Consider the following 25,432-nt stretch of genomic DNA (forward strand, 5'->3'; position numbering starts at 1 on the left):
CGTCCATGAACGCGGCAGGCGTGCAGCCATGACCCCCAGGCCGCAAGGCCGCCGGCGCCAGCCCGGCAGCCACGGCTTCACGCTGCTGGAATTGCTGGTGGTGATGGTGATCGCCGGCATCGTGATCTCGCTGGTGGCCGTCAACGCCTCGCCCAACGAGCGCGGCCGCGTGCTCGACGACGGCCAGCGCATCGCGCGCCTGTTCGAGCTGGCGCAGGAGGAAGCGCAACTGCGCGCGCGCCCGATCGCCTGGGAGGCCGACGTCACCGGCTGGCACTTCCTGCAGGCCACGCCGGCCGGCTGGACGCCGCTCGCCACCGATGTGTTCGCCCCCACCAGCTGGCGCCTGCGCCTGGACAACGTGGCCGTGACCGAAGGCGGCCGCGGCAACAACGGCACGCGACTGGTGTTCGGGCGCGAGCTGATCGACGGTCCCCAGCATGTGGTGCTGGTGCGCGGCGACACCCGCGTGGACGTGGCCGGCGACGGCACCGGCCGCTATTTCGCCAGCATGCCATGACGCCCCGCTCCACCCGCCGCCCGCGCCGCGCCCGGCGCGGCTTCACCCTGATCGAAGTGCTGGTCGCGCTGACTATCCTGGCCGTGGCGCTGACCGCCGCCATGCGCGCGATGGGCTCGATGATCGAGGCCGGCAGCGCGCTGCAGACGCGCATGCTGGCCGAGTGGAGCGCCGAGAACCACCTCGCCACGCTGCGCCTGTCCAAGACCTGGCCCGAACCGGGCACGCGCGGCTACGCCTGCCCGCAGGGCGGCGTGCTGCTGTACTGCGAGGAAACCGTCTCGGGCACGCCCAACCCGTCGTTCCGCCGCGTCGAGATCGCGGTCTATCCGTCGGACGCCGACAAATCCGTGCGCCTGGCCTGGCTCGTCACCATCGTCCCCAATGAAACGCGCAACCTGCTCTGAACGGCGGCCCCGGCCGTGCCCGCGCGCGGGCACGCGCGGCTTCACGCTGCTGGAAATGCTGGTGGCCATCACCCTGCTGGCGGTGATCGCCGTCATCGCCTGGCGCGGCCTGGACGCCATGACGCGCAGCCGCGAGCGCCTGACCGACCACGACCAGCGCCTCAACACGCTCAAGCTGCTGTACGGGCAGTTCCAGTCCGACTGCGAGCACCTCTCCAGCCCGGTGCTGCTGCAGCGCAGCCCGGTCGAGATCGGCACCGGCCAGTTGCTGATGGTGCGCGACCGCCGCGACGAAGGCCGCCCCACCGAGTGGCAGGTGGTGGCCTACCGCCTCGACGGCGACACCGTGGTGCGCGCGGCCAGCCCGCCGGCGGACAGCCGCGGCGCGGTGCAGGCCGCGCTGCAGGCGCTGCGCCAGCCCGGCGGCGGCGGCAACCTGATGCGCCCGCTGGTCGGCGACGCCGACGGCCTGACCGCGCGCGCGTGGGTCGAGCCGGGCGGCTGGCAGTCGGAGAACGGCCGCATCGCCGCGGCCCTGCTCAGCGGCAATGCCAGCGCCAGCGCGGCGGCCGCCTCCGCTGCCGGCGCCAGCCTCGGCGTGGCCGCCACGGCGGTGCGCGCCATCGAGCTGAGCCTCTCGGCGCGCATGGGCGACGGCGACGCGCCGCGCTATTTCCAGAAGATCTGCATGACCGGCCTATGAGCAAGCGCCCGCCCTTTCCCGTCCGCCGCCGCGCGCCGCGCCGCCAGCGCGGCGCGGCCGTGGTCACGGCGCTGCTGGTGGTGACGCTGGCGGTGGTGATCGTGTCCGGCATGCTGTGGCGCCAGCAGGTGCAGATCCGCTCGATCGAGAACCAGCGCCTGCTAGCCCAGGCCACCTGGATCGAGCGCGCCGCGGTCGACTGGGCCCGCCTGATCCTGCGCGACGACCAGCGCCGCACCAGCGTGGACCAGCTCGGCGAGCCCTGGGCCGTGCCCATCGCCGAGACCCGGCTGTCGGATTTCCTCGGTGCCGCGCTGCGCACCGACCAGGAAGGCGAGACCTCCTTCCTCTCGGGCCGCATCCAGGACGCCCAGGCCCGCTTCAACCTCAGCAACCTGGTGCTGTGGAGCACCAGCGAGTCGCAGGGCCGCATCGCCACCATCGACCCCTCCGGCGTGGCGGTCTACCGCCGCCTGCTGCAGACGCTCGGCCTGAACGCCGCGCTGGCCGATCCCACCGCGCGCTACCTGGCCAGCGCGGCGATGGGCAGCGGCAGCAGCGGCGGCGATGGTGACGGCGGCGGCCGGCCGGGCCTGCGCGCGCCCGACGGCATCGACGACCTGCTCGCCATCCCGGGCTACACGCCGAACATCGTGGCCGCGCTCGAGCCCTTCGTCGACCTGCTGCCCGAACGCACGCTGGTCAACGGCAACACCGCCGAGGCCGAGGTGCTGTCCGCGGTGATCGACAAGCTGCCGCTGGACCGCGCGCGTGAACTGGTGCGCCAGCGCGACCGCGCCTATTTCAACAACATCACCGACCTGCAATCGCAGTTGCGCACGCTGGCGCCACAGGCCGACCCCAACAGCGCCACCAGCACGCTCGACGTGCGCACCCACTATTTCCTGGTCTACGGCCTGATCCGCCACGAGCGCGCCACCCGCATGCAGGTGTCGCTGGTCTACCGCGGCGAAGTAATGGGCAATGCCAACACCACGCGGGTGGTGTGGGTGCGCGACCTCGACCGCATGCCGGAGCAGCGCTGAGTCCGCCGCGGGAGGGTGCCGGAGGGGTACTGAGAAACGGCAGGAAAGGGGGCCAGAAAGGGAACCGGAAAGGCCCCGCAGGGAGGCCCGCCAACTGCCGCCAAAGGCGCCTGCAGCCGGGGCTGGCGGGCGTTTGAGAGCGGCCGTCATACAGATACGTATTGACGCCAATTCGTCACACAGGCAAGGTATGCTCCGGCCCGGCGGAAGCGGTAGTCCAAGGTCTTGCGCTTCTTCGCCTGTCCAGTGCCGCCGGCAGCATCGCAGCCGGCGTCTTTCGCGCAGCGGAGCGCTCCGCCGCGCGGGCCGCCTGTTCCCCCGCCATCGTTCATTGACGCCGTTGCTGGCGCTGTAGCAAGGAAATCTTGAGCACCACCCTGTACGTCCGCCTGCCGCACAGGCCGCACGATCAGCCGCAACCCTGGCACTTCGGCTCGCTGCCGTTCGCGCTGGTGCGCGCGGCCGCCACCGGCCGTGGCCGCCGCCAGGGCGTCCAGGCGGCGCCGCAGTTGTTGCGCGAAGGCCACGCTCCCATCGCCGAATTGCCCGCCGCCGAGCGCCTGGTCCTGATCATGGCCGCCAGCGACGTATTGCTCACCCCGGCCACGGTGCCGCCGCTGGCGCCGGCGCGCCTCAAGCTGGCGCTGCCCAACCTGGTGGAAGACGTGCTGGCCGCCGACGCCCAGCTCAGCCACATCGCGGTCGGCCCGGCGCTGGACGCGCCCGTCGCCAAGGCCGCCGCAGGCGCCCGCAAGCGCCTGCTGATGGTGGCCGACCGCGCCTGGCTGCGCGCGGTGATGGACGCCTTCGCCGGGCACCGCCACCGCCGCCGCCACGTGCTGCCGGCGCAGTTGTGCCTGCCGCTGCCGGCGCCGCTGCCGCAGGACGAAGACGACGCCGAAAGCGCCGCCGCCGCGCCGATGGCCGCGCTGGCGCTCGAAGCCGCCACCCTGACCAGCGCCTCGCCCCTGTTCGAAGCCGAAGGCGCGCCGGCCGTGCCCGCGCCCGCGCCAGCCTCCCGCTTCTGGCAACTGACCGTGCGCAGCGGCGAGCACGCCGGCTACGGCCTGCTGCTCGGCGACGACGCGCTCGGCGCCTGGCAGGCGCTGGCGCCGGCGGGCGACTGGTACGCCGCGCCGGAAGCGCTCGCCCAGGCCGCGCCGCCGGGCGCGCGCGCGCTCGGCTGGCCGGTGTGGATCGCGGGCGCGCAGGCCAGCCTGCTCGACCCCACGCTCGACCTGGCCCAGTTCGAATTCGCCCAGGGCCGCGCCGACCGCTGGAACCTGCTGGCCTGGCGCCTGCCGCTGGCGCTGGCCGCCGGCCTGCTGCTGGTGCAGCTGGTCGGCATGAACGCGCAGTGGCTGATGCTCGGCCAGGAAGAAAAGCGCCTGCTGGCAGGCCAGGAACAGGCGCTGCGCAGCGCCTTCCCGCAGATCCCGGTGGTGATCGACCCGCCGCTGCAGATGCGCCGCCAGGTCGACCAGCTGCGCCTGGCCAGCGGCCGCAGCACGCCCGACGACTTCCTGCCGCTGGCCGACCGCTTCGGCCAGGCCGCCCGCCAGCTCGCGCCGGACGCCCTGCTGGCGCTCGAATACCGCGGCCGCACCCTGTTCGCCACCCTCAAGCCCGGCACCAACACCGAGGCGCTGCGCAGCGCGGCGCGCCAGTCCGGGCTGGCGATGGAGCCGGACGACAGCCAGCCCGACGCCGCGCGCGGCAACGCGCCGGCCGGCACGCGCTGGTCGATCAAGCCCAGCCTGTGAGCGCGCCCCGCCAAGTGAACCCGATGAAACAGACCGCATCCCAGCCCGCCGCCGCCCGCCGCCGCACCGCCGAACGGCTGGCGCGCCTGCGCCCGCGCGTGCCGCAGCGCTGGCAGGAGCGCTTCCAGGCGTTCTGGTCGGCGCGCAATCCGCGCGAGCAGGCCATCCTCGCCGCCGGCAGCGCCGTGCTGGCGCTGGTGATCGGCTACACCGTGCTGTGGGAGCCCGCCGCCGACGGCCGCGCCCGGCTGCAGCGCAGCCTGCCGCAGCTGCGCACCGACCTCGCCGAGATGGAGACGCTGGCGCAGGAAGCGCGCAGCCTGTCCGCCAGCCCGGCGCCGTCGCTGCGCGGCGAGGCGCTCTCGCAGGCGCTGCAGGACAGCCTGGCCCAGCACGGCCTCAAGGCCACGCGGCTGGCCAGCACCGGCGACAGCGGCGTGCAGCTCCAGCTCGACAAGGTGCCGTTCGGCGCGGTGGCGGGCTGGTTGCAGGACGTGCGCCAGCAGCAGCGGCTCAAGATCACCGAAACCCGCATCGTCTACGTAGGCGCCACCGCGCTGGTGAACGTCACGGCCACCCTGCAAGGTCCGGCCGCCAGCCCCGGCGGGCGCGGCTGATGGCGCGCCTCGAGGCCCTCCGGCTGGCCCGCCGCGGCGTGCGCCGCCCGCGCGGCTGGCGCAGCGTGGGCTGGCTCGCGCTGGGCCTGGCCACGGTCGCGCTGACCGTGCTGGCGGCGTTTCCGGCGGCCTGGATCGCCGACGGCATCGCCAGCCGGAGCCAGCGCCGCGTGCTGCTGGCCGACGCCGAGGGCTCGCTGTGGCACGGCAGCGCCACGCTGGCGCTGTCCGCCGGCGCCGGCAGCGAGACCGCCACCGTGCTGCCCGGGCGGCTGCAATGGTCGGTGGCGTTCTGGCCGCTGCTCGGCGGCACCCTGCGCCTGGCGGTGACGCACTCGGAGGCGATGAGCAGCCCGGTCGGCGTGGCCGTCACGCCGCTGGGCTGGAGCGCGCAGGCCGGCGCCATCCGGCTGCCGGCGTCGCTGCTCGAAGGCGTGGGCGCGCCGTTCAACACGCTGCGCCCGGACGGCCGGATGCGGCTCGACTGGTCCATGCTGCAGGGCCGCTTCTTCCGCGGCGCGGGCCAGGGCGGCGGCGGCCTGAACGGCCACCTGACGCTGCGCCTCGAGCAAGTATCATCGGCCGTCAGCCGGGTGCGCCCGCTGGGCAGCTACCGGGCCGAGATCGACTGGGCCGGCGCCGCCGGCAAGCTGGAACTGACAACCCTTGCCGGGCCGCTGCACCTGCGAGGCAGCGGCACCCTGGGCCGCCAGGCGCGCTTCGAGGGCACGGCCAATGCCGACCCCGACGCCGCCGCGCAATTGGTGGGCCTGTTGAGCCTGCTGGGACGACGTGAGGACAATGTGACACGGCTGCGCTTCTGACCCAGGCGGCCGGTGCGCCCGTGCGCACCGCCCCCGCAGCCCGGAACCGATTATGAAAACCCAAGCCCTACGACCTTCGTTCAAGACCTGCTGCGCCCGCGCGACCGCGCTGCTGTGCGGCCTCTCCCTGCTGGCGCCGGCGCCGCTGTGGGCCCAGCAACCGGTCCCCGCGTCCGCGCAGCCGGCCCAGCCCGGCCAGCCGCCGGACCTGACCCCGCGCAACCGCGACCAGGTCGTGCTCAACTTCGTCAACGCCGATCTCGAATCGGTGGTGAAGGCGGTCGGGCAGGCCACCGGCAAGAACTTCGTGATCGACCCGCGCGTGAAGGGCTCGGTGAACCTGGTGACGGAGCAGCCGGTGTCGCGCTCGCAGGCGCTGGAGACGCTCGGCTCGGTGCTGCGCATGCAGGGCTACGCGATGGTCGAGAGCAACGGCTTCACCAAGGTGGTGCCGGAAGCCGACGCCAAGCTGCAGGGCTCGCCGATCGTGGTCAGCGGCGGCCGCTCGCGCGGCGACCAGGTGGTGACCCAGGTGTTCCGCCTCAACTACGAGTCGGCCAACAACCTGGTGCCGGTGCTGCGGCCGATGATCGCGCCCAACAACACCATCACCGCCTATCCGGGCAACAACACGCTGGTCATCACCGACTACGCCGAGAACCTGCAGCGCCTGGCCCGCATCATCGCCGCCATCGACGCGCCGGCCTCGGGCGAGGTCGAGCTGGTGCCGCTCAAGAACGCCATCGCCAGCGACACCGCGCTGGTGCTGCAGAAGCTGATGGACCCGGCCGCCGCGGGCGGCACCGCGGGCGGCGCGCCGGGCGTGGACGCCAGCCTGCGCACCACCGTGGTGGCCGAGCCGCGCAGCAACTCGCTGATGGTCCGCGCGCCCAGCCGCGCGCGCCTGCAGCAGGCGCGCCAGCTCATCGAGAGGCTCGACCAGCCCTATGCGCGGCCCGGCAACATCTGGGTGGTGCCGCTCAAGAACGCCGACGCCACCAAGCTGGCGCAGACGCTGCGCGCCATCGTCGCCGCCGACAGCTCGTTCAGCACCAGCCAGCAGGGCGCGGGCGGCACGGGCAGCACGGGCGCCGGCGGCCTGCTCAATACCTCCACGTCCACCAGCGGCCAGTACAGCGGCGGCACCACGGGCTCGCGCAGCAGCGGCAGCAGCAGCTACGGGTCCGGCTCGGGATCGGGCTTCGGCTCGGGCGGCGGCTCGGCCTTCTCGGCCTCGTTCGCCACCAACAACCTGCCGACCACCGGCGGCATCATCCAGGCCGACCCGTCCACCAACTCGCTCATCATCACCGCCAGCGAGCCGGTCTACCGCAACCTGCGCGCCGTGATCGACGACCTCGACCTGCGCCGCGCGCAGGTCTACATCGAATCGATGATCGTGGAGGTGTCGTCCACCCAGACCGGGCAGCTCGGCATCCAGTGGCAGGGCCTGCTCAGCTCCAGCGGCAACAACACCAACGTGTTCGCCGGCACCAACTTCGGCACCGGCGGCCAGAACATCATCAACCTGACCGGCGCCGTGGCCGGCATCGCCGCCAACGGCACCTCGGCGATCGCCTCGGCGTCGGGGCTGGTGCCGGACCTGGCCGGCCTGAATCTCGGCATCGTCAACAAGGCCGTCGGCCTGGGCGCGCTGCTGCGCGCGCTGGGCACCGACGGCAGCGTCAACCTGCTGTCCACGCCGAACCTGATCACGCTGGAGAACGAGGAAGCCAAGATCCTGATCGGCCAGAACATCCCGATCACTACCGGCTCCTACGCGCAGACCGGCAGCTCGGCCTCGGTCACGCCGTTCCAGACCTTCGACCGCAAGGACGTCGGCATCACGCTGCGGGTCAAGCCGCAGATCACCGACGGCGGGCTGGTCAAGATGCAGATCTACCAGGAGTCGTCCTCGGTGGTGGCGGGCACCGCCACCCTGACGCAGGGCCCGACCACCAACGTGCGCTCGATCGAGACCAACGTGCTGGTGGACGACGGCCAGATCATCGTGCTCGGCGGCCTGATCGAGGACACCTACGGCGACGGCGTGCAGAAGGTGCCCGGCCTGGGCGACCTGCCGTGGATCGGCGGCCTGTTCCGCTACGAGAACAAGAACCGCGGCAAGACCAACCTGCTGGTGTTCCTGCGCCCCTACGTGATGCGCACCGCCGGCGCCACCGACCGCCTCACGCAGGACCGCTACGACTACATCCGCGGGCTGCAGCAGGGCTACGTCTCGCCCAACACCATGACGCGCGACACCAACACGCCGGTGCTGCCGCCGGCCGACGCGCCGGCCGCGCCGTTCGTCGACCCGCGTTCGCGCGGCCCGGTGCCGGGCCCGCTGCCGCTGGAGCAGACGCTGCCGCTCACGCGCCAGCAGCCCGTGCCGGGCGCGTCCGACAATGCCGGCGCGCGGGGCCAGGCCAGCGCCGCCGGCGCGGCCGGTGGCGCGCCCGACGCTACCCCGCTGCCGCCGGGCATCCATCTCGGCAACGCGACGGTGGACGCCGCGCGCGGGGCGAACTGAGACACGCCATGCCAACTAGCACCGCCCCTGCCGCGCCGCCGGAGCCGCCCTCGACCCTGGCCGCGCGCCTGGTGCCCTACGGCTTCGCGCGCGAGGCGCGCCTGCTGATCGCGCACCAGCGCGCCGACGGGCTGGAAGTGTGGGTCAGCAGCGGCACCTCGCCGGCGGCGCTGGCCGAGCTCACGCGCGTGCACGGGCCGCTGCGCCTGCGCGTGCTGACGCCCGAGGCGCTCGAACTGGCCATGTCCGAGGCCTACAACCGCCAGGACAGCGGCAGCGCCGCGCAGGTGGTGGGCGAGGTGGAAGGCGAGGTCGACCTGTCGCGCCTGATGCAGGACATCCCGGCCGTGGAGGACCTGCTCGAGTCCGAGGACGACGCGCCCATCATCCGCATGATCAACGCGCTGCTCACGCAGGCCGCGCGCGAAGGCGCCTCCGACATCCACATCGAGCCGTTCGAGTCGTCCTCGGTGGTGCGCTTCCGCGTGGACGGCACGCTGCGCGACGTGGTGCGCCCGAAGAAGGCGCTGCACGGCGCGCTGATCTCGCGCATCAAGATCATGGCCCAGCTCGACATCGCCGAGAAGCGCCTGCCGCAGGACGGCCGCATCACGCTGCGCGTGGGCGGCCGCCCGGTGGACGTGCGCGTCTCCACGCTGCCCACCGGCCACGGCGAGCGCGCGGTGCTGCGCCTGCTGGACAAGGAAGCGGGCCGCCTCGACCTGGCCAAGCTCGGCATGGCGCCGGGCACGCTGCGCGGCTTCGACGACCTGATCCGCCAGCCGCACGGCATCGTGCTGGTCACGGGCCCGACCGGCTCGGGCAAGACCACCACGCTGTACGCCGCGCTGTCGCGGCTCGATTCGCGCACCACCAACATCATGACGGTGGAGGACCCGATCGAGTACGACCTCGACGGCATCGGCCAGACCCAGGTCAACCCGCGCATCGACATGACCTTCGGCAAGGCGCTGCGGGCCATCCTGCGCCAGGACCCGGACGTGGTGATGATCGGCGAGATCCGCGACCTCGAGACCGCGCAGATCGCGGTGCAGGCCTCGCTCACCGGCCACCTCGTGCTGGCCACGCTGCACACCAACGATTCGGCTTCCGCGGTGACGCGGCTGGTCGACATGGGCATCGAGCCGTTCCTGCTGTCGTCGTCGCTGCTCGGCGTGCTGGCGCAGCGGCTGGTACGCCGCCTGTGCGCGCACTGCAAGCGCGAGGAAGTGATCGAAGTCACACCCGAGGAAGCCGGCGCCCTGCTCGCGCAGGGCAAGCCGCTGCAGCGCGTGTGGCACGCGGTGGGCTGCGACAAGTGCGGCCACTCCGGCTACCAGGGCCGCATGGGCGTGTACGAGCTGCTCACCGTCGACGACGAGATCCGCACCATGATCCACCGCCAGTCGCCCGAATCCGAGATCAAGCAGGCGGCGCTGGCGCGCGGCATGCACACCATGCGCGGCGACGCGCAGCGCTGGATCGACAGCGGCGCCACCGCGCTGGAAGAAGTCCTGCGCGTGACGCGCGACTAGCCCGGACACGGAAACCAGCCATGCCCGCCTACCGTTACGAGGCCGTCGACGCCGCCGGCAAGACCGACCGCGGCGTGATCGAGGCCGACAGCCCCAAGCAGGCGCGCGGCCAGTTGCGCGCGCGCGGCCTCACGCCGCTCAACGTGGATCCGCTGGCCGGCGCGGGCGGCGTGCAGAAGAGCAGCACGGCGTCCTTCGTGCGGCGCCTGTCCACCCAGGAGCAGGCGCTGTTCACGCGCCAGCTCGCCAGCCTGATCGTGGCCGGCCTGCCGCTGGACGAGGCGCTGGCCGCGCTGGCCGACCAGGCCGAGCGCCGCTACGTGCACGAGCTGCTGGCCGGCATCCGCGCCGAGGTGATGGGCGGCAGCTCGCTGTCGCTGGCGCTGCAGCAGCATCCGCGCGACTTCCCCGACATCTACCGCGCGCTGGTCTCGGCCGGCGAGCACTCCGGCCACCTCGGCCTGGTGCTGGAAAAGCTGGCCGACTACATCGAGACGCGCAACACGCTGACCTCCAAGATCCGGCTGGCCTTCACCTACCCGGCCATCGTCACCGTGGTGGCCTTCGCCATCGTGATCTTCCTGCTCTCCTACGTGGTGCCGCAGGTGGTGAGCGTGTTCGCCAACACCAAGCAGAAGCTGCCCACGCTGACCATCATCATGCTGGCGCTGTCGGATTTCGTGCGCAACTGGTGGTGGGCCGCGCTGGCCTTCATCGTCGCGGTGTCGCTCGGCATCCGCAGCCTGCTGCGCCAGCCCGGCGTGCGGCTGTCGTGGCACCGCTGGCTGCTGACCGCGCCGCTGGTGGGCAAGCTGATCCGCGGCTACGACACCGCGCGCTTCGCCAGCACGCTGGCCATCCTGGTGTCGGCCGGCGTGCCCATCCTGCGCAGCCTGCAGGCCGCCGGCGAGACGCTGACCAACGTGGCGCTCAAGGACAACGTGGACGACGCCACCACGCGCGTGCGCGAAGGCGCCTCGCTGGCGCGCGCGCTGGCCGCGCAGAACCAGTTCCCGCCGGTGCTGGTGCACCTGATCCGCTCGGGCGAGGCCACCGGCAACCTGCCGATCATGCTCGAGCGCGCGGCCGAGGGCGAAGGCCAGGAACTGGAGCGGCGCACGATGTTCCTCACCAGCCTGCTGGAGCCGCTGCTGATCCTGAGCATGGGCGTGGTGGTGCTGCTGATCGTGCTGGCGGTGCTGATGCCGATCATCGAGATCAACCAGCTGGTGCGGTAGCGGGCCGGCTTTGCCCACAACGTAAAACGGCGCCTTGCGGCGCCGTTTTTCCGACAGGGGTGGTGCGGGACCGCTTATTCGGCGGCCTTGGCGGTCTTCTTCGGTGCGCGCTTGGCCGGGGCCTTCTTGGCTGCCGGTTCGGCGGCTTTCTTGGCGGCCGTCTTGGCAGGCGCGGCCGTCTTGGCGGGCGCGGCCTTCTTCGCAGCCGGCGCCTTCTTGGCGGGCGCGGCGACCTTCTTGGCCGGTGCCTTGGGCTTGGCTTTGGCCTTGGGCTTGGCCTTCGGTTCGGCCGCCGGCGCTTCTTCGGCGGCTTCTTCGACGGCCTCCCCGGCGGCTTCCCCGGCCTCGGCAACCTGTGCCACGGCGGCGGGTTGCGCCACCGGCGCTGCTGCCACGGCCGCCACCTCTTCGACCTCCTCGACCGCCTCGGCCTGCGGCGCCGGCGCGGCTGCCTCGGCCTCGCGGCTCACTTCGACGGGTTCGGCCGACCGGACCGGCTCGATCACCGCGACCGGCTCCTCGACCACGGGCGCGATCACCGTGGCGGCGGGCGCGACGAAGATCGAGCGGTCCATCGGCCACGGGGTTTCGCTCAGCGTGACCTCGGGACGGGGCGGCTTGCGGCGGCGCGCGCCGTCGGCAGCGGCGTCGCCGTCCGCGTCGGCGTCCGCCTGCGGGTCGGCATCGTCGAAATCGTCATCCGCCATGCCGAGCGCGTCCAGCGGATCGACCACGAACGACGGGACTTCGTCTTCCTCGTGCTCCTCGGCGGCGAAGCCGGGCCGCGGCGCGGGCTGGATCGGCAGCGCGGGCTGCTGCTGCGCCTGCGCCGGCCGGGCGCCGTGCGGCTGCTGGGCACCCTGGCGGCCTTCGCCGCGCCGGTTGTCGCCACGGCGGCCTTCGCGTCCGTCGCGGTTGTCGCGCGCTTCGCGGTTGTCACGGTTATCGCGATTGTCGCGGCCCTCGCCCTGGCGGCCCTCGCGGTTTTCACGATTCTCGCGATTCTCGCGATGGTCGCGGTTCTCGCCCTGGCGCGCTTCGCCGCGGTTTTCACGGTTGTCGCGATTGTCCCGGTTTTCTCGGTTCTCCCGGTTTTCCACCGGGCGGCTTTCCGGCTGGCGATTTTCCGGCTGGCGGTTCTCGCCCTGGCGGTTGTCCCGGCCTTCACGGCTTTCGCGATTGTCCCGGCTATCCCGGTTGTCGCGGTGCTCCCGATTGTCACGCCCTTCGGCCGGGCGGCCGTCCTGGCGGTTCTCCGGCTGGCGCGCCTCCGCCGGGCGGTTCTCGGCGGGGCGGTTCTCGCCCTCGCCCGCCTTCGCGCGGCGCTTGAGGCGCACCCACAGCGTCTTGTTGTTGCCGCCGTTGCGCGTCTCGACCTCGAACAGGCCGGTGGCCGCCACCAGCTCGGAGAGCTTGCCGTAGCCGTAGTTGCGCGAGTCGAATTCCGGCGCCTGCTTGGCGATGTGGGTGCCCATGCTGCCCAGCGTGGACCAGCCTTCTTCGTCGGACACGGCCTGCGCGGCGTTCTGCAGCAGACGCACCAGGCGCGAGTCCTGGCGCAGCTCGCCGCTGTTGCGCTTGCGCGCGGGCGCGGCCACGCCGTCGGCTTCCGCGTCGGTGTCGGCATCGCTGTCGGCGGCGCGCAGCACGTCGGCGAAGATGAACTTGTCGCACGCGGTGACGAAGGGCTTGGGCGTCTTGCGCTCGCCGAAGCCGTACACGGTCAGGCCCTGCTCGCGGATGCGCGAGGCCAGGCGGGTGAAGTCGCTGTCGCTGGAGACGATGCAGAAGCCGTCGAAGCGGCCCGTGTACAGCAGGTCCATCGCGTCGATGATCATCGCGCTGTCGGTGGCGTTCTTGCCCACCGTGTAGCGGAACTGCTGGATCGGCTGGATCGAGTGCGAGAGCAGGCGCTCCTTCCAGCCGGCGAGGTTGGGCTTGGTCCAGTCGCCGTAGATGCGCTTGACGGCGGCCACGCCGTACTTGGCGACTTCGGCCAGCAGGCCTTCTACGATGGCGGGCGCCGCGTTGTCGGCGTCGATCAGCACGGCCAGGGTCGCGGTGCCCTGGCGGGAGGAAATGGTCATTTAGGGTCCTGGAGGCCGGTCGGCCTCGGGTGGGGCGGCTGCACCGCGGCGCGCTCCCGCAGGATATGGCGCACGATCCGCATCTGCCCGTTCGTTGTGCAAGCTGTTTGCAGCGCAGTGTACACGCGAAGCCGTGACGGCACCGCAAAGCGCGCCGGCGACGGGCGCATTTTTTGCTGCGACGCAAGGTGCCGCGCCTTTTGGGCCGGTGCTACCATGCTGCGAAGAGACACGGTCGTTCCACGCCTTCACAAGAGGCGGCGGGCGGCCGCCCACAACTGAAGTGAGTCGGCGATCCCGACTGCATTCCCCATAGAGGAGCACCCATGAATGCCCCCTTGACTCCGCCGGTCAGCGACGCCATCCGCCGCGCGCTCGAGAACGTTTCCCTGGACGACAAATACACGCTGGAAAGCGGCCGCATCTACATCAGCGGCACGCAGGCGCTGGTGCGCCTGCCGATGCTCCAGCGCGAGCGCGACCGCGCCGCCGGCCTCAATACCGCCGGCTTCATCTCGGGCTACCGCGGCTCGCCGCTGGGCGCGCTGGACCAGTCGCTGTGGAAGGCCAAGGCGCACCTGGCCGCGCACGACATCGTGTTCCAGGCCGGCCTGAACGAAGACCTCGCGGCCACCTCGGTGTGGGGCTCGCAGCAGGTCAACATGTACCCGGACGCGAAGTTCGACGGCGTGTTCGGCATGTGGTACGGCAAGGGGCCGGGCGTGGACCGCACCGGCGACGTGTTCAAGCACGCCAACTCGGCCGGCTCCTCGAAGCACGGCGGCGTGCTGGTGCTGGCGGGCGACGACCACGCCGCCAAGTCCTCCACGCTGGCGCACCAGTCCGAGCACATCTTCAAGGCCTGCGGCCTGCCGGTGCTGTATCCGTCCAACGTGCAGGAATACCTCGACTACGGCCTGCACGGCTGGGCCATGAGCCGCTACTCGGGGCTATGGGTGGCCATGAAATGCGTGACCGACGTGGTGGAATCGTCGGCCTCGGTGGCGCTCGACCCGCACCGCGTGCGCATCGTGCTGCCCGAGGATTTCGCGCTGCCGCCGGGCGGCCTCAACATCCGCTGGCCGGACCCGCCGCTGGAACAGGAAGCGCGCCTGCTCGACTACAAATGGTACGCCGGGCTGGCCTACGTGCGCGCCAACCGGATCGACCGCATCGAGATCGATTCGCCGCGCGCGCGCTTCGGCATCATGACCGCCGGCAAGGCCTACCTCGACACGCGCCAGGCGCTGTGCGACCTGGGCCTGGACGAGCAGACCTGCGCGCGCATCGGCATCCGCCTGTACAAGGTGGGCTGCGTGTGGCCGCTCGAGGCGCACGGCGCGCGCGCGTTCGCCGAGGGGCTGCAGGAAATCCTGGTGGTCGAGGAAAAGCGCCAGATCATGGAGTACGCGCTCAAGGAAGAGCTGTACAACTGGCGCGACGACGTGCGCCCCAAGGTCTACGGCAAGTTCGACGAGAAGGACAACGCCGGCGGCGAATGGTCGATCCCGCAGAGCAACTGGCTGCTGCCGGCGCACTACGAGCTGTCGCCGGCCATCATCGCGCGCGCGATCGCCACGCGGCTCGACAAGTTCGAGCTGCCGTCCGACGTGCGCGCGCGCATCGCCGCGCGCATCGCGGTGATCGACGCCAAGGAAAAGAGCCTGGCGGTGCCGCGCGTGGCGGCCGAGCGCAAGCCGTGGTTCTGCTCGGGCTGCCCGCACAACACCTCGACGCGCGTGCCGGAAGGCTCGCGCGCGATGGCCGGCATCGGCTGCCACTACATGACGGTGTGGATGGACCGCAACACCAGCACCTTCAGCCAGATGGGCGGCGAGGGCGCGGCGTGGATCGGGCAGATGCCGTTCGCCGGCGACAAGCACGTGTTCGCCAACCTCGGCGACGGCACCTACTTCCACTCCGGCCTGCTGGCGATCCGCGCGGCGATCGCGGCCAACGTCAACATCACCTACAAGATCCTCTACAACGACGCGGTCGCCATGACCGGCGGCCAGCCCATCGACGGCAAGCTGTCGGTGCAGGACGTGGCCAACCAGGTCGCGGCCGAAGGCGCCAGGAAGATCGTCATCGTCACCGACGAGCCGGAAAAATACACCGGCGCCATCCGGCTGCCGCAAGGCGTGGAAGTGCACCACCGCGACGCGCTCGACAAGATCCAGCGCGAGCTGCGCGAAGTGCCCGGCTGCACGATCCTGATCTACGACCAGACCTGCGCCACCGAGAAGCGCCGCCGCCGCAAGCGCGGCACCTATCCCGACCCGGCGAAGCGCGCCTTCATCAACGACGCGGTGTGCGAAGGCTGCGGCGACTGCTCGGTCAAGTCCAACTGCCTGTCGGTGGAGCCGCTGGAGACGGAGTTCGGCACCAAGCGGCAGATCAACCAGTCGTCGTGCAACAAGGACTTCTCCTGCGTCAACGGCTTCTGCCCGAGCTTCGTCACGGCCGAGGGCGCGCAGGTCAAGAAGCCCGAGCGCCACGGCGTGTCGATGGACAACCTGCCGGCGCTGCCGCAGCCGGCGCTGCCCGGCCTCGGCCATCCCTACGGCGTGCTGGTCACGGGCGTGGGCGGCACCGGCGTGGTCACGATCGGCGGCCTGCTCGGCATGGCCGCGCACCTGGAGAACAAGGGCGTGACCGTGCTCGACATGGCGGGCCTGGCGCAGAAAGGCGGCGCCGTGCTCTCGCACGTGCAGATCGCCGCGCGCCCCGAGGAGCTGCACGCCACCCGCATCGCGATGGGCGAGGCGGACCTGGTGATCGGCTGCGACGCCATCGTCAGCGCCACCGACGATGTCATCTCCAAGACCCAGGCCGGCCGCACGCGCGCCATCGTCAACACCGCGCAGACGCCCACCGCCGAGTTCATCAAGAACCCGAAGTGGCAGTTCCCGGGCCTGTCCGCCGAGCAGGACATCCGCAACGCAGTGGGCGACGCCTGCGACTTCATCAACGCCAGCGGCCTGGCCGTGGCGCTGCTCGGCGACACCATCTACACCAACCCGCTGGTGCTCGGCTACGCCTGGCAGAAAGGCTGGCTGCCGCTGTCGCTGGACGCGCTGGTGCGCGCCATCGAGCTCAACGGCGTGCAGGTGGACAAGAACAAGGCCGCCTTCGACTGGGGCCGCCACATGGCGCACGACCCCGAGCACGTGCTGTCGCTCACCGGCAAGCTGCAGAGCACCGCCGAAGGCGCCGACGTGGTCAGGCTGCCCACGTCGTCGGGCGCGCTGCTGGAAAAGCTGATCGCGCGCCGCGCCGACCATCTCGCCGCGTACCAGGACGCCGCCTACGCGCAGATCTTCCGCGACGCCGTGAACCGCGTGCGCGCGAAGGAGAGCGAGATCGCCGGCAGCGGCAAACCCCTGCCGCTGACCGAGGCGGTGGCACGCAACCTGTCCAGGCTGATGGCCTACAAGGACGAATACGAGGTCGCGCGCCTCTACACCGATCCGGTCTTCCTCGACAAGCTGCGCAGCCAGTTCGAAGGCGAACCCGGGCGCGACTACCAGTTGAAGTTCTGGCTGGCGCCGCCGCTGCTGGCCAGGCGCGACGAACAGGGCCACCTGGTCAAGCGCGCGTTCGGCCCGTCCACCATGACCCTGTTCCGCCTGCTGGCGAAGCTCAAGGGCCTGCGCGGCGGCCCGCTCGACGTGTTCGGCAAGAGCGCCGAGCGCCGCACCGAGCGCGCGCTGATCGGCGAGTACCGCGCGCTGCTGGACGAGCTGACGCGCGACCTGAGCGCGGCCAACCACGCGGCCGCGGTCGCGCTGGCGAACCTGCCCGACGACATCCGCGGCTTCGGCCACGTCAAGGACGCCAACCTCGCCAAGGTGCGCGCGCGCTGGGCGGCGCTGCTGGGACAGTTCCGGCATCCGGAGACGGCGCAGCGGGTGGCTTGAGGTGTAGGGGGAAAAAACGCCGATGCTCCTCTCCCCTCGCCCGCTCCGCGGGCGAGGGGCCGGGGGGGGGGACAGGGCCGGCGCCCGCCAGCCCGATCGTCACGCCCTCACGCCGGCTGCGCCAGCGTCGTCTCGTTTTCCTTCACGTACATCGAGTTGCGCGGCCGCGCGAACACGCGCCGCACCATCGGCTCGAAGAACGACAGCGGCAGGTTGTCGTAGTCGCGCATGAAGGCGGCGCCGTCGTATCTGGCGCAGAACTCGGCGGTGCGCGCGAACAGCTCGGGCTGGTCGCGGAACTGCTCGCGCAGGTTGCGGTCCAGGCCCAGGTGGTGGAAGAAGTAGTAGCCCTGGAACACGCCGTGCTTCTCCACCATCCACAGGTTCTCGGGGCTGACGAAGGGCTTGAGGATGGCCGCGGCGATGTCGGGATGGTTGAAGCTGCCGAGCGTGTCGCCGATGTCGTGCAACAGCGCGCACACCACGTATTCCTCGTCGCGGCCGTCGCGGTGCGCCAGCGTGGCGGTCTGCAGGCTGTGGGCGAGGCGGTCGATGGGGAAGCCGCCGCAATCGCCGTCGAGCAGCTTGAGATGGGCGAGCACGCGGTCGGCCAGGTTCTGCGCGAACGGCATGAACTCGGCGGAAATGGCGGCCCAGTCCTCGCGCGTGCCGTTTTCCATATGGCTGAAGGTGGCGCGGGCGGGCGCGGCGGTTTCACTCATGGGGTTGTCTCCTTTGCGGGTTGGTCCCGTCGTCTTGATATGGGTGAAGCCGATTCTGGCACAGGATTCGCGGCTACACTGTCAAGGATCCAACATTGCCGCCGCCGCGCGCGGCACAGCCAGCAGCATGCAGATCCGCCCCTACCGGCCCGCCGACGAGGCCGACATCGTTTCCCTGTGGCAAACCTGCGGCCTGACCCGGCCGTGGAACGACCCGAAGAAGGACATCGCCCGCAAGCTCACCGAACAGCCGGAGCTGTTCCTGGTCGGCGAGGTGGACGGCCGCCCGATGGCCTCGGCCATGATCGGCTTCGACGGCCACCGCGGCTGGGTCTACTACCTGGCCGTGCATCCCGAGCACCAGCGCCGCGACCACGGCCGCCGCCTGATGGCGCGCGCCGAGCAGTTGCTGATCGAGCGCGGCTGCCCCAAGATCAACCTGCTGGTACGCACCGGCAACCGTCAGGTCATCGATTTCTACCGCAGCCTCGGGTACGCGCAGGACGAGGCGGTCAGCCTCGGCAAGCGGCTGATCCCGGATCTGTAGGCACATCGCGCCATCGGCAGGCCATCATGTTCCGCATCCTCGCCATCGATCACCTGGTCCTGCGCAGCGCCGACGTGCCCGCGCTGCGGCGCTTCTACGTGGACGTGCTGGGCTGCAGCGTGGAGCGCGAGCAGCCCGCCTTCGGCCTGACCCAGCTGCGCGCCGGCAGCGGCCTGATCGACCTGGTCACGCTGGACGGCCCGCTCGGGCGCGCCGGCGGCGCGGGGCCGGGCGCCGAAGGCCGCAACCTCGACCATTTCTGCCTGCGCCTCGACCCGTTCGACGCCGACGCCCTGGGCGCCCACCTGCGCGCGCATGGCGTGGCGCCGGGGCCGGTGGAGATGCGCTTCGGCGCCGAGGGCAAGGGGCCGTCGATCTACGTGCGCGATCCGGACGGCAACGTGGTCGAGCTGAAAGGGCCGCCAACGCAGGCATGACCATACATGAGGAGGCATGACGGGTGACGCGAACTAGGCATGCGGCCCGCTTCCCCCTACAATTCCCGCTTCCCCCGCCGCCGCGCCAGGCGCGCCATGACACCTCAAGACGCTGCTCCCGGCCCGGCGCCCCGCCCGGCTCCCACCGCTGCCGACTCTGCTGCCTCGGGCCGCCCGCCCATCTCGCCGCGCCAGCTGGTCTGGACCCTCGGCGTCACCGAGACCATCTCCTGGGGCACGCTGTATTTCGCCTTCACCGTCTTCATCGGGCCGATGAGCGCGGCGCTGGGCTACTCCAAGCCCTTCCTCGCCGGCGGCTACTCGCTGGGCCTGCTGGTGTGGGCGATGTGCTCGTTCGCGGTGGGCCGCTTGCTGGACCGCGTGCCGGCGCGCGTGGTCATGGCCAGCGGCTCCGCGCTGGCCGGCGCCGGGCTGCTGCTGTGGGCGTGGAGCCCGGGCCCGGCGGTCTTCCTGCTGATGTGGATACCGCTCGGGCTGGCCATGTCCACCACGCTGTACGAGCCGGCCTTCGTGGTGCTGCGCCAGGCCTTCGGCGACGGCTACCAGAAGTCCATCATGACGGTGACGCTGATGGCCGGCTTCGCCAGCACGGTATTCGTGCCGCTGGCGCAATGGCTGGTGCTGCACCTGGGCTGGCGCGAGACGCTGGTGTGCTTCGCCGCGCTCAACCTGCTGGTCTGCGCGCCGCTGCACGCGCGCCTGCGCTACGTGGCGCATGCCAGCTACGCCGCCGCGCCGGCGCCGGTGCCGCAGGCCGGCGCGGCGCCGCCCGGCATCGCGCGCGTGGCGCTGCGCCAGCCGGTGTTCTGGGCGGTGGTGCTGGCCTTCACGGCGCTGGCCGTGATCGCCTCGCTGCTGGGCGCGCACCTGATCCCGATGCTGACCGAGAAGGGCCTGCCGCTGGGCGAGCAGTTGATCGTGGCGGCGCTGATCGGCCCGGCGCAGGTGCTGGGGCGGCTGGTGATGATGCGCTTCCCGGTACGCCATCCGCTGCGCCTGTCGCTGCCGGTCTACACGGTGATGAGCGTGGGCCTGCTGTGCTTCGCGCTCGGCTACGGCAAGTGGCTGATGGCGGCGGCGCTGCTGTACGGCTGCGCCAACGGCATCAACACCATGCTGCGCGCGATGGCCATGCCGGAGCTGATCTCGCGCCACCACTACGCCACGCTCAACGGCCTGATGATGACGCCGGTGCTGCTGATGCAGGCCGCCGCGCCGTGGCTGGGCGCGCTGCTGTGGCGCGCCGCCGGCGGCTACTGGCTGATGCTGTGGGTGATGGTGGCGCTGGCGCTGGCCGCGCTGGGCGCCTTTGCCTTCGCGCTGCAGCAACGCGGCCTGCTGCGCGCGGCCGATGCCGCGCTGGCGTAACGTGCTGGCGTGAAACACGCATGCCGCCGGGATGAAACCGGAACGATGCCGGCGTAGTCCGGCAGGCCGCGCGCGTCATGCGCGCGTCATGCGCGCGACCGGCCGATGTGCGACGATGCGGGGCTCGAACATTCCGCAGCGCTCCCCGGGGCACGGCGCGCCACACCGGCGCGGCTGTCCGCGCCCTTCGCCAACATGCCTGATTCCTCCCCTGCCGGCCTGACCCGCCCGTCCGCTTCCCTTCCCTCCGCCGCCACGCACAGCGCGCGCCGCGTGGAGCACGCCGCGCGCGCCACGATGGCGCTGTTCTTCGTCAACGGCGCCACCTTCGCCACCTGGGGCGTCCATATCCCGACCATCAAGGCGCGCTTCGGGCTGTCCGACGCGGTGCTGTCGCTGGCCATGCTGGCGGTGGCCGGCGGCGCCATCGCGGCGATGGGCCCGGTGGGCCGCTGGGTGGCGCGCGTGGGCAGCGCCCGCGCCTCGCGCCTGAGCGGGCTGGTGTACGCGGTGGCCACGACCGCCATCCTCGCCATGCCGTCGTTCGCGCTGCTGATCCCGGCGCTGATCGCGTTCGGCATGGCCAACGCGGCCTTCGACGTCGGCATGAACGCGCAGGCCGCCACGGTGGAGAACAGCCGCGCGCGGCCGGTGATGTCGGCGCTGCACGGCATGTTCAGCCTGGGCGGCATGGCCGGCGCGGCCGCCGGCGGGCTGCTGATGGGGCTGGGCGTGCCGCCGCTGGCGCACGCCGCCGGCATGGCGCTGCTGACCGCCGCCGTCACCGCCGGCGTGGCGCCGTGGCTGCTGGCCGACCATCCGGTGCAGCCGCCGTCCGCGCACCACCGCGACCACGCCGTGAAGGCGCTCTGGCTGCTGGGCGTGATGGCCTTTCTCGGGCTGGTCGGTGAAGGCGCCATGTACGACTGGACCAGCGTCTACATGCGCGACGTGGCGCTGGCGCCGGCGGCGTGGATCAGCGCCGGCTACGCCGCCTTCTCGGCCGGCATGGCCTGCGGCCGCTTCGGCGGGGACCGCCTGCGCGCGCGCTGGACGGATGCGCGCACGCTCAGGATCAGCGCCTGGGTGGCCTTCGCCGGCATCGCGCTGGCGCTGCTGTGGCCGGTGCCGCTGGCGGCGCTGGCGGGCTTCACGCTGATGGGGCTGGGCGCGGCCAACATGGTGCCGGTGTTCTTCGTGGCGGCGTCGCGCCTGCCGGGCGTGGCGCCGGCCGAGGCGATCGCGCGGGTGGCGCGCTTCGCCTACATCGGCCTGCTGCTCGGCCCGGTCATCATCGGCGGCGTGGCCCACGCCAGCAGCCTGCGCTACGGGCTCGGGGTGGTGGCGCTCACGATGGGCTGGATCGCGCTGGCGGGCGCGCGCCTGGCGCGGCCCTACCTCGGCGCACGCAATACCCGCGACACCGGCGACACCGGCGAATAGCGCGCCGGGCCGCAGATGGCGCGGTTCAGGCCGCGGCGCCGAGCGCCGCCGGCATGCGCGCGCCCAGCCCCTCGAAGACGAAGGTATCCATCGCCAGCACGCCGTAGGTGACGTCGTCGGCCACGCGCTCCACGGCGGCGGGCTGCGGCGCCGGCGCGGCATCGCACGGCCCCAGCGCGGCGCCGAGCGCCACGAAGAACGGCAGCAGGTGCTCGTCGGTCGGATGCGCGCGGCGCGCGTAGGGCGCCTGCGCGCGGTAGTCGGCGATGCGGCTGGTGTCGCCGCTGGCGAGCGCCTCGCCGAGCGCATCGACCATCCAGCCGCGGAAGGCGTCCACGTACGGCTCGGCCGGCCCGCCGTGCTGCTCGCGCCGCCCGCCCGCGCCGAACACTTCCTGCAGGTTGTGGGTGAAGCTGCCCGAAGCCATCACCAGCACGCCGTCGCCGCGCAGCGGCGCGAGCGCGCGGCCGATCTCGATCTGCGCCGCCGGCGGCAGGTACGGGTTGAGCGCGAGCTGCACCACCGGCACGTCGGCGGCCGGGAACAGGCGCCGCAGCGGCATCCACGCGCCGTGATCCAGCGGGCGGTCCTCGTCCTCCAGCACCACCGCGGCGCCGGGCACGCGCGCGGCCTCGACCAGCGCCTTGACGCGGCCGGCCAGCGCCGGCGAGCCGGGCGCGTCGTAGCGCAGTTCATAGAGCGCGCGCGGGAAGCCGCCGAAGTCGTGCCAGGCCTCCTGCCGCTCGCGCGTGCCGACCACCAGCGTGCTGTAGATCCAGTGCGCCGAGATCACCAGCACCGCGCGCGGGCGGCGCGCGCGCAGTTGTTCGCCGAGCGCGTCGAGCGCGGCGCCGCTGGGGCCGGGCTCGAGCGCGAGCATCGGCGAGCCGTGGGACACATAGATGGCGGGAAGCATGATGTCTGCCTTCTGATTCATGGATACGCACCAGTGTGGCAAAGCCCGGCGCCGCTGGCGGCGGCCATTTGCGGATACCTCCGTCAAAAATCTTGAAGCCGGCGCGCCCCGTGCCGGCGCATGAGCGTGGGGTGGCCCACACAACGCTTCAAACAGTCCGGCATGCCCCTGGCAATCGGCTTATGATGGCAGGCATGGGGCGCGGTCCCGCACCGGCCTGCCCCGCAACCCAAGGTGACGACGCGCGCCCCGGCGCGTCCGGTCCGGAGAACATCGTGGTCAAGCGCACCGCCCGCAGCCCGAGACTGCCCCATGCGAACTGGTGGCGGCCCGGCGTGTATGCCAGCGGACCGGCCGTGCTCCTGTGGATCGCGGCGCGCCTGCCGGCGCCGTGGCTGGCCGACCTGTTCAACCTGCCGAACGTCGCCGCGCTGCTCAACCACGGCGGCGACACGGTATTCGTGGCCGGCTGGCTGGCCAGCGCCGCGTGGCTGTGGTTCACGCGCCGGCGCAACGCCGCGCCGCAGGACCCGAGGCAATCGCAGGCGGACGCCGTCGCCGAGCCCCACGACCACACCCCGCACCGCGCCGGCTGAAGGCGCCGCGCCGGCGTCCCGCCGGCACTCCGGCAGCGCTGCTGCGCGCCCGCCTGCCCGCTTTGCCCCGCTGCATGCCCGTGTCATACGGGTGTAATCTGGCAGGCACAAGCGGGGGACGCCGCGCCACCCGGAGGCCTCCTGGATGTCTCCCCGAAGGCGCCCACGCGGGGCATGGCCGGCGAATCCTTTACCATGCTGCCTTTCCGTCCGCCCCGGCGCCCGCGCCGGGCGTGGACCGCAATCCTTTCCCATCGCACCAAAAGCATCATGCAAGCCAACGCTGCCACCTCCCGGATTCCGGACATTTCCAAAGCCCAGCGACGAAGGGCCATCCTGGCCGCCACCATCGGCAACGGCCTCGAGTGGTTCGACTTCACCGTCTACAGCTTCTTCGCGCTCATCATCGCCAAGCTGTTCTTCCCCACCGGCAACGACCTCACCTCGTTCCTGCTGACCGTCGCCACCTTCGGCGTGGGCTTCTTCATGCGCCCGGTCGGCGCCATCGTGCTCGGCGTCTACGCCGACCGCGTGGGCCGCAAGGCGGCGCTGACGCTGACCATCCTGATGATGGCGCTCGGCACCGCCATCATCGGCCTGGCCCCCACCTACGCGTCGATCGGCCTGTGGGCGCCGGCGCTGATCGTGCTGGCCCGCCTGATCCAGGGCTTCTCGGCCGGCGGCGAGGTCGGCGGCGCCACCGCGTTCCTGATCGAGCACGCGCCCGACGAAGAGCGCGGCGTCTACGCGAGCTGGCAGCAGGCCAGCCAGGGCATCTCCTTCATGCTCGGCGCGGCGATGGGCGCGCTGGTGATCAACGGCCTGGCGCCCGAGCAGGTCGACGCCTGGGGCTGGCGCATCCCGTTCCTGTTCGGCCTGCTGATCGGCCCGGTCGGCATGTACATCCGCTCCCACCTCGAGGAGCCGCCCGCGTTCGAGGCGCGCCGCGCCGAACGCAAGGCCAGCAAGGTCAAGTTCTCGCCGCTGACGCAGGTGCTGCGCGACCACCCGCGCGAAGTGCTGGCCGGCCTCGGCGTGACCATCCTGTGGACGGTCTGCACCTACGTGCTGGTGTTCTACATGCCGTCCTACGCCAAGCAGCAGCTCGGCCTGCCGCTGGGCGCCACGTTCCAGTCGACCGCCATCTGCGGCGCCATCATCCTGGTGCTGTGCCCGCTGATGGGCATGCTGTCCGACCGCGTCGGCCGCAAGCGCATGCTGGGCACCGTGGCGCTGGCCATCGGCGTGCTGGCCTATCCGCTGTTCCACTGGCTCAACGTCTCGCCGACCACGCAGACGCTGCTGGAGGTGCAGATCGTGCTGGGCATCCTGCTGGCGGCCTTCACCGGCCCGGCGCCCGCGGTGCTGGCCGAGCAGTTCCCGACCGAAGTGCGCTCCACCGGCCTGTCGCTCGCCTACAACTTCGCGGTGACGATCTTCGGCGGCTTCGCCCCGCTGATCGTGACCTGGCTGATCACCTCGAGCGGCAGCAAGCTGGCGCCGGCCTACTACGTGATCGCCGCCGCCGCGGTGAGCTTCATCGCGCTGCTGTTCATGCACGACCGCACCGGCAAGCCGCTGCAGTGACGCGGCGGGCCGGCACGCAGGTCCGCCGGCGCACGCTGACACAAAAAAGGCCAACCGCGCGGTTGGCCTTTTTGCTTTCGCGGCGGCGTGGCGCTCGCGCCTTTGCCGGCTACGCCTCGTTGTCGTCTTCGTCGTCGCCGTGGATGTTGATGACGTGCCGCGCCGCGAACCACAGCGGCATGCCGGGCGCCATCTCGTCGGTGCAATAGGGCTGGTTGTCGAGCTCGCCGCGGTAGAGATCGCCCTCGCGGCCGGTGACGACCACCCACATGCGCTCCACGTGCTGCTCGTCGCGGTCCTGCTCGTCGGTGGTCAGGATGCGGAAGATCAGCTTGACGGCCTGGCCCGGCTGCAGCGCCTGGCGCACCTCGGGCGGCGGGACCCAGAAGGTCTCGGGATAGGCCTCGGCGATGGCTTCGCCGTCGTCGAGCTGCCAGCCGTCGTCTTCCAGGGTGGCGAGTCGTGGTTCCATGTCGATGTTCACAAGTTGAGGGGTCGGGCGCGCACGCCGCTGGCACGCATCGTATCAAAATGCCCGTGCCGCGGCGCGCACACGACAGCGCCGCCGCGCCGCCTTAAGATGGCGCATTCATGCCGAGAAG

Annotated in this window: 20 protein-coding genes and 1 pseudogene; 17 read left to right on the forward strand and 4 right to left on the reverse strand. The window is 71.8% G+C overall.

Going from position 1 to position 25,432, the window contains the following annotated elements; all coding sequences use genetic code 11:
- The first annotated feature begins 28 nt into the window (after window positions 1-28).
- The 10 genes from ACWTPI_RS18610 to gspF all read left to right on the forward strand — a co-directional run bounded on the left by ACWTPI_RS18610 (window position 29) and on the right by gspF (window position 11,186).
- Window positions 29-520: a GspH/FimT family pseudopilin gene (locus tag ACWTPI_RS18610; protein WP_454732304.1), complete on the forward strand. Its 492-nt coding sequence runs from the start codon at window positions 29-31 to the stop codon at window positions 518-520.
- The gene (gene gspI / locus ACWTPI_RS18615) at window positions 517-927 is read left to right on the forward strand and encodes a type II secretion system minor pseudopilin GspI (protein ID WP_020205836.1); all 411 of its coding nucleotides are present in this window, start codon (window positions 517-519) and stop codon (window positions 925-927) included. The genes ACWTPI_RS18610 and gspI overlap by 4 nt, the downstream gene beginning before the upstream one ends.
- Complete coding sequence (locus ACWTPI_RS18620) at window positions 905-1,630, forward strand: PulJ/GspJ family protein (protein ID WP_059410832.1); 726 nt, start codon at window positions 905-907, stop codon at window positions 1,628-1,630. The genes gspI and ACWTPI_RS18620 overlap by 23 nt, the downstream gene beginning before the upstream one ends.
- Window positions 1,627-2,676 carry a type II secretion system minor pseudopilin GspK gene (gene gspK, locus ACWTPI_RS18625; protein ID WP_059410833.1) on the forward strand — a complete coding sequence of 350 codons (1,050 nt, stop codon included), beginning with the start codon at window positions 1,627-1,629 and terminating at the stop codon, window positions 2,674-2,676. The genes ACWTPI_RS18620 and gspK overlap by 4 nt, the downstream gene beginning before the upstream one ends.
- A gap of 365 nt (window positions 2,677-3,041) precedes the next feature.
- Complete coding sequence (gspL, locus tag ACWTPI_RS18630) at window positions 3,042-4,439, forward strand: type II secretion system protein GspL (protein WP_454732305.1); 1,398 nt, start codon at window positions 3,042-3,044, stop codon at window positions 4,437-4,439.
- 23 nt (window positions 4,440-4,462) lie between these two features.
- Entirely contained in the window at window positions 4,463-5,056 is a 594-nt protein-coding gene (locus ACWTPI_RS18635; RefSeq protein WP_020205832.1) for a type II secretion system protein M, read from the forward strand.
- Window positions 5,056-5,880, forward strand: a complete 825-nt coding sequence (locus ACWTPI_RS18640) for a type II secretion system protein N (protein WP_020205831.1) — start codon at window positions 5,056-5,058, stop codon at window positions 5,878-5,880. Before ACWTPI_RS18635 ends, ACWTPI_RS18640 begins: the two co-directional genes overlap by 1 nt.
- 52 nt (window positions 5,881-5,932) lie before the next feature.
- Window positions 5,933-8,413, forward strand: coding sequence for a type II secretion system secretin GspD (gene gspD, locus ACWTPI_RS18645; RefSeq protein ID WP_454732306.1), 2,481 nt, complete (start codon window positions 5,933-5,935; stop codon window positions 8,411-8,413).
- Between the two features lie 8 nt (window positions 8,414-8,421).
- A complete protein-coding gene (gene gspE / locus ACWTPI_RS18650) occupies window positions 8,422-9,948 on the forward strand; it encodes a type II secretion system ATPase GspE (RefSeq protein ID WP_059410835.1) in 1,527 nt (508 codons plus the stop codon).
- A 20-nt stretch (window positions 9,949-9,968) separates the two neighbouring features.
- Window positions 9,969-11,186, forward strand: a complete 1,218-nt coding sequence (gspF, locus tag ACWTPI_RS18655; protein ID WP_059410836.1) for a type II secretion system inner membrane protein GspF — start codon at window positions 9,969-9,971, stop codon at window positions 11,184-11,186.
- A 1,244-nt stretch (window positions 11,187-12,430) separates the two neighbouring features.
- Here gspF and ACWTPI_RS18660 read toward each other — a convergent pair.
- Window positions 12,431-13,273: pseudogene (locus ACWTPI_RS18660) on the reverse strand (NYN domain-containing protein); the annotation flags it as partial.
- A 326-nt stretch (window positions 13,274-13,599) separates the two neighbouring features.
- Between ACWTPI_RS18660 and ACWTPI_RS18665 the strand changes: the two are divergent.
- The gene (locus ACWTPI_RS18665) at window positions 13,600-17,193 is read left to right on the forward strand and encodes an indolepyruvate ferredoxin oxidoreductase family protein (protein ID WP_454732307.1); all 3,594 of its coding nucleotides are present in this window, start codon (window positions 13,600-13,602) and stop codon (window positions 17,191-17,193) included.
- 107 nt (window positions 17,194-17,300) lie between these two features.
- Here the strand turns inward: ACWTPI_RS18665 and ACWTPI_RS18670 are convergent, their stop codons facing one another.
- Window positions 17,301-17,915, reverse strand: coding sequence for an HD domain-containing protein (locus ACWTPI_RS18670; protein WP_059410839.1), 615 nt, complete (start codon window positions 17,913-17,915; stop codon window positions 17,301-17,303).
- 127 nt (window positions 17,916-18,042) lie between these two features.
- Between ACWTPI_RS18670 and ACWTPI_RS18675 the strand changes: the two genes are divergently transcribed.
- The 4 genes from ACWTPI_RS18675 (at window position 18,043) to ACWTPI_RS18690 (ending at window position 21,731) form a co-directional block, all read left to right on the forward strand.
- Complete coding sequence (locus tag ACWTPI_RS18675) at window positions 18,043-18,462, forward strand: GNAT family acetyltransferase (RefSeq protein ID WP_454732308.1); 420 nt, start codon at window positions 18,043-18,045, stop codon at window positions 18,460-18,462.
- A 26-nt stretch (window positions 18,463-18,488) separates the two neighbouring features.
- Window positions 18,489-18,899: a VOC family protein gene (locus ACWTPI_RS18680; protein ID WP_020206461.1), complete on the forward strand. Its 411-nt coding sequence runs from the start codon at window positions 18,489-18,491 to the stop codon at window positions 18,897-18,899.
- 96 nt (window positions 18,900-18,995) lie between these two features.
- A complete protein-coding gene (locus tag ACWTPI_RS18685; protein ID WP_454732309.1) occupies window positions 18,996-20,288 on the forward strand; it encodes an MFS transporter in 1,293 nt (430 codons plus the stop codon).
- Between the two features lie 195 nt (window positions 20,289-20,483).
- Complete coding sequence (locus ACWTPI_RS18690) at window positions 20,484-21,731, forward strand: MFS transporter (protein ID WP_454732310.1); 1,248 nt, start codon at window positions 20,484-20,486, stop codon at window positions 21,729-21,731.
- A 25-nt stretch (window positions 21,732-21,756) separates the two neighbouring features.
- Here the strand turns inward: ACWTPI_RS18690 and ACWTPI_RS18695 are convergent, their stop codons facing one another.
- Window positions 21,757-22,647 (reverse strand): DODA-type extradiol aromatic ring-opening family dioxygenase, encoded by an 891-nt coding sequence (locus tag ACWTPI_RS18695; protein ID WP_454732502.1) that lies wholly within the window; start codon window positions 22,645-22,647, stop codon window positions 21,757-21,759.
- 275 nt (window positions 22,648-22,922) lie between these two features.
- Here ACWTPI_RS18695 and ACWTPI_RS18700 point away from each other — a divergent pair, with 275 nt between their 5' ends.
- The gene (locus tag ACWTPI_RS18700; RefSeq protein ID WP_454732311.1) at window positions 22,923-23,243 is read left to right on the forward strand and encodes a hypothetical protein; all 321 of its coding nucleotides are present in this window, start codon (window positions 22,923-22,925) and stop codon (window positions 23,241-23,243) included.
- Window positions 23,244-23,513: 270 nt separating this feature from the next.
- A complete protein-coding gene (locus ACWTPI_RS18705) occupies window positions 23,514-24,830 on the forward strand; it encodes an MFS transporter (RefSeq protein WP_454732312.1) in 1,317 nt (438 codons plus the stop codon).
- 109 nt (window positions 24,831-24,939) lie between these two features.
- Here the strand turns inward: ACWTPI_RS18705 and ACWTPI_RS18710 are convergent, their stop codons facing one another.
- Window positions 24,940-25,302: a hypothetical protein gene (locus ACWTPI_RS18710; protein WP_029044339.1), complete on the reverse strand. Its 363-nt coding sequence runs from the start codon at window positions 25,300-25,302 to the stop codon at window positions 24,940-24,942.
- Window positions 25,303-25,432 lie beyond the last annotated feature (130 nt).

It is taken from the genome of Cupriavidus ulmosensis (genome assembly GCF_977008105.1).

Bases quoted from the DNA above. Each gene is read 5' to 3' on its own strand.
- ACWTPI_RS18610 (WP_454732304.1), top strand. From the start codon at position 29: ATGACCCCCAGGCCGCAAGGCCGCCGGCGCCAGCCCGGCAGCCACGGC.
- gspI (WP_020205836.1), top strand. From the start codon at position 517: ATGACGCCCCGCTCCACCCGCCGCCCGCGCCGCGCCCGGCGCGGCTTC.
- ACWTPI_RS18620 (WP_059410832.1), top strand. From the start codon at position 905: ATGAAACGCGCAACCTGCTCTGAACGGCGGCCCCGGCCGTGCCCGCGC.
- gspK (WP_059410833.1), top strand. From the start codon at position 1,627: ATGAGCAAGCGCCCGCCCTTTCCCGTCCGCCGCCGCGCGCCGCGCCGC.
- ACWTPI_RS18635 (WP_020205832.1), top strand. From the start codon at position 4,463: ATGAAACAGACCGCATCCCAGCCCGCCGCCGCCCGCCGCCGCACCGCC.
- ACWTPI_RS18640 (WP_020205831.1), top strand. From the start codon at position 5,056: ATGGCGCGCCTCGAGGCCCTCCGGCTGGCCCGCCGCGGCGTGCGCCGC.
- gspD (WP_454732306.1), top strand. From the start codon at position 5,933: ATGAAAACCCAAGCCCTACGACCTTCGTTCAAGACCTGCTGCGCCCGC.
- gspE (WP_059410835.1), top strand. From the start codon at position 8,422: ATGCCAACTAGCACCGCCCCTGCCGCGCCGCCGGAGCCGCCCTCGACC.
- gspF (WP_059410836.1), top strand. From the start codon at position 9,969: ATGCCCGCCTACCGTTACGAGGCCGTCGACGCCGCCGGCAAGACCGAC.
- ACWTPI_RS18665 (WP_454732307.1), top strand. From the start codon at position 13,600: ATGAATGCCCCCTTGACTCCGCCGGTCAGCGACGCCATCCGCCGCGCG.
- ACWTPI_RS18670 (WP_059410839.1), bottom strand. From the start codon at position 17,915: ATGAGTGAAACCGCCGCGCCCGCCCGCGCCACCTTCAGCCATATGGAA.
- ACWTPI_RS18675 (WP_454732308.1), top strand. From the start codon at position 18,043: ATGCAGATCCGCCCCTACCGGCCCGCCGACGAGGCCGACATCGTTTCC.
- ACWTPI_RS18680 (WP_020206461.1), top strand. From the start codon at position 18,489: ATGTTCCGCATCCTCGCCATCGATCACCTGGTCCTGCGCAGCGCCGAC.
- ACWTPI_RS18685 (WP_454732309.1), top strand. From the start codon at position 18,996: ATGACACCTCAAGACGCTGCTCCCGGCCCGGCGCCCCGCCCGGCTCCC.
- ACWTPI_RS18690 (WP_454732310.1), top strand. From the start codon at position 20,484: ATGCCTGATTCCTCCCCTGCCGGCCTGACCCGCCCGTCCGCTTCCCTT.
- ACWTPI_RS18695 (WP_454732502.1), bottom strand. From the start codon at position 22,647: ATGCTTCCCGCCATCTATGTGTCCCACGGCTCGCCGATGCTCGCGCTC.
- ACWTPI_RS18705 (WP_454732312.1), top strand. From the start codon at position 23,514: ATGCAAGCCAACGCTGCCACCTCCCGGATTCCGGACATTTCCAAAGCC.
- ACWTPI_RS18710 (WP_029044339.1), bottom strand. From the start codon at position 25,302: ATGGAACCACGACTCGCCACCCTGGAAGACGACGGCTGGCAGCTCGAC.